This window comes from Desulfobacter sp. UBA2225 (genome assembly GCF_002348205.1).
Taxonomy (GTDB): Bacteria; Desulfobacterota; Desulfobacteria; order Desulfobacterales; family Desulfobacteraceae; genus Desulfobacter; species Desulfobacter postgatei.
This window is the reverse complement of the sequence record NZ_DDYV01000290.1, coordinates 1-11,931: the sequence shown is the minus strand read 5'-3', so window position 1 is coordinate 11,931 and position 11,931 is coordinate 1. Positions and strand designations below refer to the sequence as shown.

At 48.5% G+C, this 11,931-nt stretch carries 9 protein-coding genes; 7 read left to right on the top strand and 2 right to left on the bottom strand.

The features are described from left to right. Positions 1-80: 80 nt before the first annotated feature. From glk to B3D59_RS15130, 3 genes are all read left to right on the top strand, one after another. Positions 81-1,091 carry a glucokinase gene (gene glk / locus B3D59_RS15140; protein ID WP_286821362.1) on the top strand — a complete coding sequence of 337 codons (1,011 nt, stop codon included), beginning with the start codon at positions 81-83 and terminating at the stop codon, positions 1,089-1,091. Positions 1,092-1,214: 123 nt separating this feature from the next. Continuing rightward, a complete protein-coding gene (locus B3D59_RS15135; protein ID WP_286821361.1) occupies positions 1,215-2,321 on the top strand; it encodes a saccharopine dehydrogenase family protein in 1,107 nt (368 codons plus the stop codon). Between the two features lie 114 nt (positions 2,322-2,435). After that, positions 2,436-3,233 (top strand): sulfite exporter TauE/SafE family protein, encoded by a 798-nt coding sequence (locus tag B3D59_RS15130; protein WP_286821360.1) that lies wholly within the window; start codon positions 2,436-2,438, stop codon positions 3,231-3,233. 139 nt (positions 3,234-3,372) lie between these two features. Here B3D59_RS15130 and B3D59_RS15125 read toward each other — a convergent pair whose 3' ends face one another. Then, entirely contained in the window at positions 3,373-5,289 is a 1,917-nt protein-coding gene (locus B3D59_RS15125) for an aconitate hydratase (protein WP_286821359.1), read from the bottom strand. A gap of 396 nt (positions 5,290-5,685) precedes the next feature. Next, positions 5,686-6,390: a methyltransferase gene (locus B3D59_RS15120; protein WP_286821358.1), complete on the bottom strand. Its 705-nt coding sequence runs from the start codon at positions 6,388-6,390 to the stop codon at positions 5,686-5,688. Between the two features lie 221 nt (positions 6,391-6,611). Here B3D59_RS15120 and ispG point away from each other — a divergent pair, with 221 nt between their 5' ends. The 4 genes from ispG to B3D59_RS18345 form a co-directional block, all read left to right on the top strand. Beyond that, positions 6,612-7,706 (top strand): flavodoxin-dependent (E)-4-hydroxy-3-methylbut-2-enyl-diphosphate synthase, encoded by a 1,095-nt coding sequence (gene ispG / locus B3D59_RS15115; protein WP_286821357.1) that lies wholly within the window; start codon positions 6,612-6,614, stop codon positions 7,704-7,706. Beyond that, a complete protein-coding gene (gene proS, locus B3D59_RS15110) occupies positions 7,690-9,195 on the top strand; it encodes a proline--tRNA ligase (RefSeq protein ID WP_286821354.1) in 1,506 nt (501 codons plus the stop codon). The genes ispG and proS overlap by 17 nt, the downstream gene beginning before the upstream one ends. Before the next feature lie 32 nt (positions 9,196-9,227). Next, on the top strand, positions 9,228-11,411 hold the full coding sequence (locus B3D59_RS15105) for a RelA/SpoT family protein (RefSeq protein ID WP_286821352.1): 2,184 nt from the start codon (positions 9,228-9,230) through the stop codon (positions 11,409-11,411). Between the two features lie 201 nt (positions 11,412-11,612). Next, positions 11,613-11,931, top strand: a 319-nt coding sequence (locus B3D59_RS18345) for a PIN domain-containing protein (RefSeq protein WP_349676902.1), incomplete at its 3' end; no start/stop codon positions are given.

Sequence of the window (11,931 nt, the reverse complement as noted above, 5' to 3'; positions counted from 1 at the left end):
CAAATGAGCGAATGGGGAGATATAAGAAATGTCATTGTCAAACAGATTCCTAACCTTTTTATTGCACAGGGAGAAGGCCCATGATTCTTGCAGGGGATGTCGGCGGCACAAAAACAGTGCTTGCGATTTATGCCGGCAGAACACAAGTGCCGGCAAATCCGGTTTACGAAACCCGGTTTAAAAGTGCAGATTATGCATGTTTTGAAACCATTCTTAAAGAGTTTTTAGATCATACCTGTGCAACCCCCCAAGCTGCCTGTTTCGGGGTGGCAGGCCCGGTAAAAAATCGTCGTTGCCGGATCACCAATCTGCCCTGGGAGATCAGCGCGGATGAAATTAAAAAGAGCTGCGGTATCCCTGAGGTCTCTTTGATTAATGATTTGAAAGCCATTGCCGTTGCAGTGCCCCATCTGGACAAAGGCGCCCTGTTTACCTTGAATCCGGGAAAACCTGACCCTTTGGGAAACATGGCGATTGTTGCTCCGGGCACGGGCCTGGGCATTGCCTTTCTGGTCTGGACAGGTGCCCGTTACCGTGCCTTTGCCAGCGAGGGGGGACATACGGCCTTTTCTCCCCGGGATTCCCGGGAGGTTAACCTTCTGGCGTTTTTAACCCGGCGCTACGGCCACGTCAGTTTTGAACGGGTGTGCTCGGGCAGTCAGCTGCCAAATATTTATGAGTATTTTTTGGAAAATAAAATTTTTCCGGAACCTGCCTGGCTAAAGGAAAAACTGGCTGCAGCGGCAGACAGAACCCCGGTAATTGTGGAGACCGCCCTTAAAAAAGAGGCTGATATTTGCGTGGCCACACTGGATATGTTTGTCCATGCCCTTGGCACAATCACCGGCAATATGGCGGTGACGCTTCTGCCTACAGGCGGCATCTATCTTGGCGGCGGCATACCGCCGCGCATCCTCAAAAGGTTGACTCAACCTGATTTTTTAGGCCGTATCGCCGACAAGGGACGGTTTGTTTCATTGTGCGCTGATATGCCCGTCCATGTGATTCTTGATTCCAAGGCAGCCCTGCATGGTGCTGCCTGGTATGGTTTTGAAAATCTCAAGTTCGGGGTTCCGGCACCCAATCAATAACAGATCAATTTTTATTGCGATAACTTATCCCTTCATATTTCATGGGTTTTGCGTTTATATTGAACTTAATTTGAAGTTTATCCCTGTTACGCTCTTCGGCAACAACAGAAAATAGGAAGACATATGGAACAGAAGATTAAAAAAATCATGGTATTGGGATTGGGAAAAGTAGGGGCTTTGGTGGGCACCCTGCTCAAAGAAACCGGTTTTGAGGTAACCGGAGTCGCTTTGAGGGAAAAAGATGGGCTTCCGTTTCCCTCCAAAGCCATGGATATAGGCAAAATAGAAAAATTGGAAGATGAGCTGTTGGGTATGGATGCCGTCATTTCCTGTATGCCCTATCATTTAAATAAAAAGATCGCCTCGGTCGTTTGCAAAAAAGGCATTCATTATTTTGACCTGACCGAGGACGTTCCTACCACAAAAGCAATTATTAACATGAGTAAAGATGCCAAATCAGCTATGGTTCCACAATGCGGCTTGGCTCCTGGTTTTATCTGTATCATCGGGGCATCACTTGCAGAACAATTTGAAAAAATTCGCCATATCAGACTACGGGTCGGGGCACTTCCCCAGCATCCAACAGGGCTTTTGGGATATGCGTTCAACTGGTCACCGGAAGGGGTGGTTAACGAGTATCTCAATGACTGTGAGGTCCTTGAAAATGGTGAGAAAAAATGGATTTCTCCCCTGGAGTGGTTAGAGACCATTGTTATAAACGGGGTACAGTTGGAAGCCTTTACAACCTCAGGAGGGCTTGGCACCATGTGCGACACATATGCGGGCAGGGCTAAAAATATTGATTATAAAACAATCCGGTATCCTGGTCACGCAAACCTCATGAACTTTATTTTCCATGAACTGCTTATGCGGGAGGATCGTCAGTATGTCGGAAATCTCCTGGCTAATGCTAAGCCGCCTGTCAGCGATGATGTTGTCTTTATTCATGCCTCAGTGGAAGGCGTGAAAGGCAGCCTTATGCGGGATGAATATGTCAGAGCCTTTTATCCCGTTGAGATAGCAGGCCGGATTTACCGGGCCATTTCCTGGACTACCGCAGCCTCGGCCTGTGCCGTCATAGAAATGGTAAGCAATGGGTCTTTACCCGATAGAGGGTTCATCCGGCAGGAATCCATTCCGCTCAATGCTTTTCTGCAGACCAGTAATGGCAGACTTTATAATAATGAACCCCATGGCGGGGATATCTTTAAGAGCTTGTTTGGTAATTGATGAATTGTACTATTCGTTACAATGGCCGACACAGGGAACTATTCATTGCTTTTTACCTTGATTTTATATATTCGTCACTTTTGTGCAATTGATTACGGATAAAGGAGTGAATAGATGGTTTATATAGCGTTGTACCTTGCCGTGGGCGGCGTGGCCGGTGTTCTGGCCGGGCTTCTGGGCATTGGTGGCGGCCTTGTGATTGTCCCCATGCTCACTTCGGTTTTTACGCACCAGAATGTGGCCCATGAAGTCATTGTTCACATGGCCCTGGGCACGTCGATGGCCAGTATTTTGTTTACTTCGATTTCCAGCATGTGTTTCCATCATAAACGCAACGCTGTGGTCTGGCCTGTGGTATTCAGAATCACACCGGGCATCCTGGCAGGGGCGTTTACAGGAACCTGGCTTGCCTCCATGCTTTCCACCAATTTTCTTAAATGTTTTTTCGGCATCTTTTTATACTATGTGGCCACCCAGATGCTTATGGGAATAAAACCCAAACCCACCCGGGACATCCCCGGCACAGCAGGCATTTTTGCGGCAGGCAGCATCATCGGCGTATTTTCAAGTCTCGTGGGCATTGGCGGCGGTACCCTGTCCGTGCCGTTTCTGACCTGGTGTAATACCAAGATTCACAAAGCGATCGGCACTTCCGCAGGTATTGGGTTTCCCCTTGCCGCAGCCGGGTTCTTAGGATATGTGATCAACGGGCTTGGCGCCCCGAACCTGCCGCCCCTGTCCCTGGGGTTTGTTAATCTTGGCGCCCTGGCAGGAATTGTTGCCGCATCGGTGCTCACGGCACCCATTGGGGTAAAACTTGCCCACAGCCTGCCCGTTGACAAGCTCAAACGTGTTTTTGCCGTACTGCTGTATGTGGTGGGCACAAGGATGCTGATCTCTGTGTTCTGGTAATATCAGGTTTATTTACTGAGTATCCCTATTTCAAACCTTATAACGAAAAAAGGGGGATAATCACAGATTATCCCCCTTTTTATTTTATGTCTGCCGGGGAATGGTGTTTCCCGGGCGTCGTACTTTAATTATACAGCGGTTATCCCTTGAAGGTTGCTTTAAACTGAGCCAGAGCACCACCGAGTTTCAGGGTGGGGATCACGTCTAAGTCAAAAGCGCGTTCCAGCGGAAGTTTTTGGCCGTTGACTTCAAGGAACAGATCGCCGGCCAGGTCTTTGGCATTAAAGGATACCGTATCGCCCTGTTTGATCTTGTCGTAGTCAGCCGGATTTTTGAAGGTCATGGGAACGATACCGAAGTTAACCAGGTTGGCCACATGAATACGGGCAAAAGATTTAACGATAACCGCGCGGATACCAAGCCATCTTGGGCAAAGTGCGGCATGTTCACGGGAACTTCCCTGACCGTAGTTTTCAGCACCAACAATGATACCTTCTCCGCCGGCGTCTCTGTGAGCCACAGCGCGTTCTGCGAAGGTGCCGTCAACCAGTTTGTAAGTGGCCTGCATTGCGTATTCTTTAACATTGGAGCGCAGGGGCAGGTATACACCGGCAGGCTGAATGTCGTCAGTACTGATGTTGTCGCCAAGTTTCAGCAGAACTTCGCCTTTTACAACGTCGGGCAGCGGAGAGAACTCAGGCAGAGCCATGATGTTGGGTCCGCGAACAATGCCTTCGGACTTGTCGGCTTTATCCGGCATGATGAAGGAATCGGTGTCGATAACCGGCGGAACGACGTTGATGGCAATGTCTTTTGCTTCGGGTACGGTGATTTCACCGGTCAGGGCACTGGCAGCTGCAACAAGCGGGCTGATCAGATGACACTTGGCATCGTCCGTACCTGAACGTTTCGGGAAGTTACGGTTGAAGGTTCTCAGAGTGATACCTTCGCTTGGGGGGGAACCGCCCTGGCCGATACAGGCGCCACAGCCATTTTCCATGATCCTGACACCGGAAGCGAACATCATTTTGATGTACCCTGCGTCTGCAAGCTGCATGGCAACGGATCTGGAACCGGGATAGAGCATGGTATCAACTTTGACACGTTTGCCTTTAAGGGTTTCGGCGAAAGCAGCGATGTTTTCAAAGGAGCTGTTGGTGCAGGAACCGATACAAACCTGGTGAATTTTGGTTCCGGCATGATCTTTAACTTTTTCAACATTACCCGGAGAAGGATAGATGGCGATCAGCGGTTCGATTTCAGACAGGTTAATATTGATTTCAGCGTCATAAGAAGCGCCTTCGTCTGCGGACATTGCTTTGTAGTCGCCTCCGCGGCCGCGGCTTTCCAGGAAAGCCTTGGTGTTTTCATCACTTGGGAAGATAGAGGTGGTGGCACCCATTTCAGCGCCCATGTTGGTGATGGTGGCACGTTCCGTCAAGGAGAGGGTTTTAACGCCGGGGCCTGCATATTCAAAGATAATACCCTTGCCGCCTTTTACGGATACGATTTCGAGCATCTTCAGGATGACATCCATGCCCATACAGTTTTTGGGCAGTTTGCCGGTCAGGTTAACCCTGGTCACCTTGGGCATGGGCATGGTGTACATGCCGGTAGCCATTGCCAGGGCAACGTCATATCCGCCTGCACCCATGAAGATAGCACTACAACCACCGGCATTAACGGTATGGCTGTCAGCGCCAACACCTGTCATACCGGGTTTAACAAAGTTTTCCATGTTGGTGAAATGACAGATACCTGTGCCGGGGGGGGAGAAGATGATGCCGAGTTTTGCGGCAACCGTTCTCAGGTACTGATGGTCATCCGGGTTTCTGAAGCCGGATTGAAGCATACTGTGATCAACAAAGTTCACAGAAAGGGGCTTTACTTTAGATACACCCATTGCTTCGAGCTGAAGCATACACATGGTACCTGTGGCATCCTGGGTGAAAGCCTCATCAATTTTGATTTTGATCAATTCCCCGGGGGCCGGCAATGCAGAAGGCTCAACCAGGTGATCCTTGAGGATCTTATGTGTCAAACTTAAAGCGCTCATTTTACCTCTCTTCGTTTATGGTTATTATAAATGCCCCGATCCGGACAGGATTTTTTCTTGAAAGCACATGATACATGCTTTCATCCCTCCTAAGCCGAGGACTTAAATCTTTGTCTCCGGTAGTACGTTTATCCGGGCTCCAAGTAAGCCAATCATGTTTTTAGGATAGTAAGACGCTTTTTGTCAAGAAATATTAAATATGTTAAAATTAGTTGATATTTTTTATAAAAGTTTAGAGCCTGTTTAAAAATTAGGGGATCGAAGCGAAAGCTCATAAAAATGAGAACCAATTTTCACAAATTTTCTGTTAATAGCCGGACTATTGGCATAAAATTTGGGGGAATTGGGGCCATTTTCATGAGATTGCAGGCGATTCATCAATTTTTAAACACTCTCTTATGGATTCGCATTGAAAATCTGGTGGCGTTTCCTGATTGATTCTCCGTCATCGGGACATGCCATGAGAAGACGATTTTTAGGCGTGATCTCCCCAGGAATTTTTTTTGTCATCACTGTATATCCATTGCAGGCCAGCTTGAAAGCCCGTGTGGCATCCACGGCCAGGGAGCCGTCCATCCAGCCTTCAAGGCCGCCTGTGTCACAGGCGTCAAGATCATGGCAGCATGGAAGCACCGCAAGCTTTGCTCTTGCCGACAGCGCTTTTTCGATAACCTTATCCGTAAGCGTGCCACAGGCATGAACGGATACGACAATATCCCGGGAAGATATTTTTGCCTGCTCAAGGGACATCTGTCTAAAAAAAATTCTATCCTTTAATCTCGGCCATGTCTTGATCAAAGTCCGGGACAGCGTTTTTGCATTTTCCGGAATATGTGTATCAACGGCAAGGGCGTTGGGAGAGCTGTCATCCAATAGCAGTAAAATATGGGAAACCAGGCCGTGCCCGCATGCCAGATCAACGATTCTGCCACCCCGGAACTCTCTTCTGATCCGTTTTGCCACTTCCCATGCTTCGTAAAGTTCCTTTCTCGGCAGCGTTTGGGACCGGCATACCGCTCTTGCAATTTTATCAAAAAGGGTCTGTTTGGGAAATAACGCCTGCTGCTGTATGGTCAGTCTGTTTTTAGATGATTTTTTCATATCGAAAAGCACAATACAAAGAGAGATGCAAAAAAACAAGAGACCGTAATCCGGGTGACTTTAATATTTTATTGGTATTCTACCCTTGTCACTGCGTTGGCCTGTCATCAATATCTTGAAAAAACCGGTCCCGGTATGATAATGGATTGATTATAAAAACATGCTTGCATCTGAAAAACTGCGATGCAGGCATTTGCTTTTTTAAAATAAGGATTTAATTTATGTCGCTGCTCAAAGAACGCCGGAAAACCCGGCAGATAAAGGTGGGATCACAACCTGTGGGCTCCGATGCCCCGGTCTCGGTTCAGTCTATGACCAACACCCAGACCCAGGATGTGCAAGCCACTGTAAATCAGATATTGTCCCTGGAAAAGGCCGGGTGCGAAATTGTCCGGGCAGCTGTGCCGGATATGGAAGCGGCCAAGGCGTTAAAAAAAATTAAAGCGCAGATTCACATCCCCTTGATTGCCGACATCCATTTTGACTGGCGTCTGGCCATTGCTTCGGCCGAATCCGGTGTGGATGGACTGCGGATCAATCCAGGCAATATCGGCACGGCCGACAAAATAAAAGCAGTGGTGGACTGTGCCAAGGCCCACAAGCTTCCCATCCGCATCGGGGTAAACGGCGGATCTTTGGAAAAAGAGATTGAAAAACAATACGGTGTCACAGCCAGGGGCATGGTGGAAAGTGCCCTTGCCAATATTCGGATTCTTGAGGATCTGGGATTTTATGATATTAAGGTATCCCTGAAAGCTTCGGATGTGGCGCGCACCGTGGAGGCTTACCGGCAGCTTTCACCGTTGACCGACGTGCCTCTTCATGTGGGGGTCACCGAGGCCGGTGGCCTTTATGCAGGCATCACCAAGTCCGCCATCGGCATCGGCATGCTGCTGTCCGAAGGGATCGGAGACACCATCCGGGTCTCCTTGACCCGGGACCCGGTGGAAGAGATCCGTACCGGGTTTGAAATTTTACGCGCATTGGGTCTGCGCCAGCGGGGTCCGGAGTTGATCTCCTGCCCCACCTGCGGACGGTGTAAAATAAATTTGTTTAAAATTGCCGAACAGGTAGAAAAAGCTTTACTTGAGCGCTCAGCACGGATTAAAGTTGCTATTATGGGATGCGTGGTCAACGGTCCGGGAGAAGCCAAAGAAGCCGATATCGGCATTGCCGGGGGCGACGGCAATGGAATTTTGTTTAAAAAGGGGAAAGTCATCCGCAAAATTGATCAGGCGTATCTTGTGGATGAACTGATAAAAGAGATTGATGCAATGACCTTAAAGGCGGAGGAAGTAAATGGGAAAGAAAGTTAAGACAGCCATCACCCCCACAAGGGAAGAAGATTATTCCCAGTGGTACCAGGAGGTGGTAAAAGCCTCGGACATGGCGGAAAATTCGCCGGTCCGCGGATGCATGGTGATCAAACCCTGGGGATATGCCATCTGGGAGAACATCCAGCGCCAGATGGATGCCATGTTCAAGGAAACCGGGGTAAAAAACGCCTATTTCCCATTATTTATTCCTCTAAGCTACCTTGAAAAAGAGGCCGAGCATGTGGAAGGTTTTGCCAAAGAGTGTGCCGTTGTCACCCATCACAAGCTGGAAAAGGGCGAAAACGGCCGGCTTGTACCGGCCGGAGAACTGGCCGAGCCGTTGATTGTCCGGCCCACATCCGAAACAATTATCGGCGAGTCCATGTCCAGATGGACGTCATCCTACCGGGATCTGCCTATTATTTTGAACCAGTGGGCCAATGTGGTGCGCTGGGAAATGCGTACCCGTATGTTTCTGCGCACTAGTGAGTTTTTATGGCAGGAAGGACATACGGCCCATGCCACGAAAGAAGAGGCCATGGAACGGACCCTTCAGATGCTGGAAATTTACGCCAAATTTGTTGAAGAGAGACTGGCCATGCCGGTCATCAAAGGCCGTAAAAGTGAATCCGAACGGTTCCCCGGTGCTGACGACACCACTTGTATTGAAGCCATGATGCAGGATAAAAGAGCGCTCCAGGCCGGCACGTCCCATTTCCTGGGCCAGAATTTTGCCAAAGGCTCCAATATTAAATTTCAGAATGAGGAGGGCCAGGAATCCTTTGCCTGGACCACATCCTGGGGAACGTCCACCCGGATGATCGGCGGCATGATCATGGTGCATTCCGATGATGACGGTCTGGTGGTTCCGCCCCGCATCGCCCCGGCCCATGTGGTGATCCTGCCCATTATCAAGAAAGGGGCTGACAATTCAGAGGTCCAGGAAAGTGCCCAAGCACTTCAAGCCGCCTTAAGACAGCAAACCTTTCACGGCTTTCCCGTTGAAGTGGAGATCGACAGCCGGGACATCGGCGGCGCCAGGGGGTGGGACTGGGTGAAAAAAGGCATTCCGGTGCGTGTGGAGCTTGGCCCTAGGGACATTGAAAACAACAGTTTGTTCATGGCCCGCAGGGATACGGGTGAGAAAAAGGGGATTAATAGAGAAGCGTTTATAAATACCATTGCCGATATCCTGGACGATATCCAGGAGACCCTGTTTCAGCGCGCCAAAGCTTTTCGGGAAGCCAACACCTTTTCCATTGATGAAAAAGCCCAGTTTTGTGATTTGTATAAAAAAGCAAACGGGTATAACAACGGTGCGTTTGTTCTGGCGCACTGGTGCGGATCAAGCCAGTGTGAAGAAAAAATAAAACAGGATCTGTCCGTAACCATCCGGTGTATTCCCTTTGACAGCCCTGACGAAGCGGGATCTTGTATTTATTGTGGCGCAAAAAGTGATCGGCGGGTACTTTTTGCTAAGGCCTACTAAGTTTAAAGTGGCCCGGCAACCGGTGGCATAAAATGATTCGAATCACCGACATATTGGACAAAATATATGAATACAGTCCAGATGCGGATGTCTCGCTCATTGACCGGGCCTATATCTATTCCGCCCGGGTTCATGAAGGCCAGGTCAGGCTTTCAGGGGAGCCCTATTTGTCCCATCCCCTGGAGGTGGCCAATATTCTGGCCGACATGAAGCTGGACATGGAGAGCATTGCTGCCGCCCTGCTCCATGATGTAATTGAGGATACCCCTGCCACCAAAGAAGATATTTCAAATATTTTTGGTCCAGGGGTCGCTCATATTGTGGAGGGCGTGACCAAACTGTCCGCCCTGCATGCGACCACCAAGGTGGCCCAGCAGGCAGAATCCCTGCGTAAAATGATCCTGGCCATGGCAGATGATATCCGGGTGGTGCTCATCAAATTAGCAGACCGTCTGCACAATATGCGGACCCTTAAATACCACAAAAAACCTGAAAAGCAGGCGGCCATTGCCCAGGAAACCCTGGATATCTATGCACCCATTGCCGCACGTCTTGGCATCTTCTGGATTAAAAACGAACTGGAAGAGATTGCCTTTTTTTATACCCTGCGTGAAGAGCATGATCGTATCCTGGCCCTGGTCGACAAGGCTAAGGACGAGCAGGAAGCCTATATTAATGAGGTCTCAGCCTCCCTGCACTATAAAATGGAAGAGATGGAACTGCCCTGCCAGATCAAGGGACGGTTTAAATCCTTTTACTCCATTTACCAGAAAATGTTGTCCCAGGGCCTTGAGTTTGATGAGGTTTATGACCTCATTGCCTTCCGAATCATCCTGGATACCGTGCCTCAATGTTATGCTGCCATGGGGGCGGTTCATTCCATGTGGAAGCCCATATATTATAAAATAAAGGATTATATCGGCAATCCCAAGCCCAATATGTACCAATCCATCCACACCACGGTAATCGGCCCCAAAGGTGAGCGGGTGGAAATCCAGATCAGGACCCATGAGATGGACCGGGTGGCAGAATCCGGCATTGCTGCGCACTGGTCATACAAGGAAGGGACCAGGATTGACGAAAACACCGGCGAACTGTTTGCTTGGATCCGGAATCTTGTGGAGAATCAGGAAAATCTTAAAGATCCGGATGAATTCCTTGAAAATGTGCGCATAGATCTCTATCCCGGTGAAATGTACGTGTTTACCCCGGTAGGAGAGATCAAAACCCTTCCCAAAAAAGCCACACCCGTTGACTTTGCCTACCGGATTCACACGGAAGTTGGCGCACAGTGCACAGGTGCCCGGGTCAACGGCAAGCTTGTCCCTCTGTCCCATGAACTGCGCACCGGCGATACCATTGAAATCATAACCACCAAAGGACACAACCCAAGCCGAGACTGGCTCAATTTTGTTAAAACAGTTAAGGCAAAGACAAAAATCAGGGCCTATATCAATGCCAGGGAAAAGGAGAGAAGCTATTCCCTCGGACGGGAAATGTGTGAGAAAATATTTAGAAAACGAAATCAAAACTTCAATGCCCTTATAAAATCAGGTGATATCGGCAGGGTGGCGGAAGTATTGGGTTTCAAGACGATTGATGATCTGATCGCCCATGTGGGGTTCGGACAAATGACAGCGCTTCAGCTGCTGAAACGCGCTGTGCCGGAGTTTGAAAAAGATTTAGAAGATGCCGATGATGCCCTCATTGAAAAAATAGTTTCCCGCCCTTCGGACAAACAACGGACCACCGGGATCATTGTAAAAGGACTTAGTGATATTCTGGTCAGATTTTCAAAATGCTGCAATCCCCTGCCGGGGGACCCCATAATCGGATATATTACCCAGGGCCAGGGGGTGGCCATCCACCGAAAGAACTGCATTAATATTTTAAAAATGAGCAGTGAGAGAGTTATTGAAGTCGAATGGGCCAGTGGTATTAAGGAATCATACCCGGCGTCCATCTGTATCAAGACAGACGATCGTCATGGCCTTTTGGCCGACATTGCTGCTGTCATTTCAAAGGCCGGTATCAATATTTTAAACGCGCACTCGGAAACATCGGCCGAGGGTATCAGTATTTTTTATTTCACTATCATGGTGGAAAGTTCCGGGCAGCTTAAAAAAGTAATGGCAGAACTTCGCCGGGTGAAAACCGTTAACCAGGTTAAACGGGTCATCACTGAAGAGATTACTTCAGGCTCGCAATCAAAATAAAACACCATCCATATTCTTTGCCGTTTAAACAGGCTTTTAAAATTGTAATATTGTTCTGCCTTCATCATTTCCTAACCAAACTCTATAATAATTAAACAAAGAATTGTTTAATTATGGTCAACAGCCTGTCAGGATCGTCGAGTCTAATCTCCTTAAATCGGGCTGACCGGCGCGAATATTAACGCTTTAGCCTGGAATATTATGGTAAACGTTTTCAATTTACCACTCCCCGCCAGAAGACCGGAAAGGAAAGGTCCGGTAACCAACCTCCTCGCTCTCGATCAATTCTTGAATCAACCACACCTTGAGAGCCTGTTTAAAAATTTTTATTTTAATGCGGAGATCTGTATGAAAAAAATTTTTATTCTGGATACCAACGTCATCCTACATGACAGCGGATGCATTCATCAATTCAAAGACAATGACATTTATATTCCCATTACGGTTATTGAGGAACTGGATAAATTTAAAAAAGGGAACAATGTCATTAATTGCAATGCCCGGGACTTTTTAAGGACCA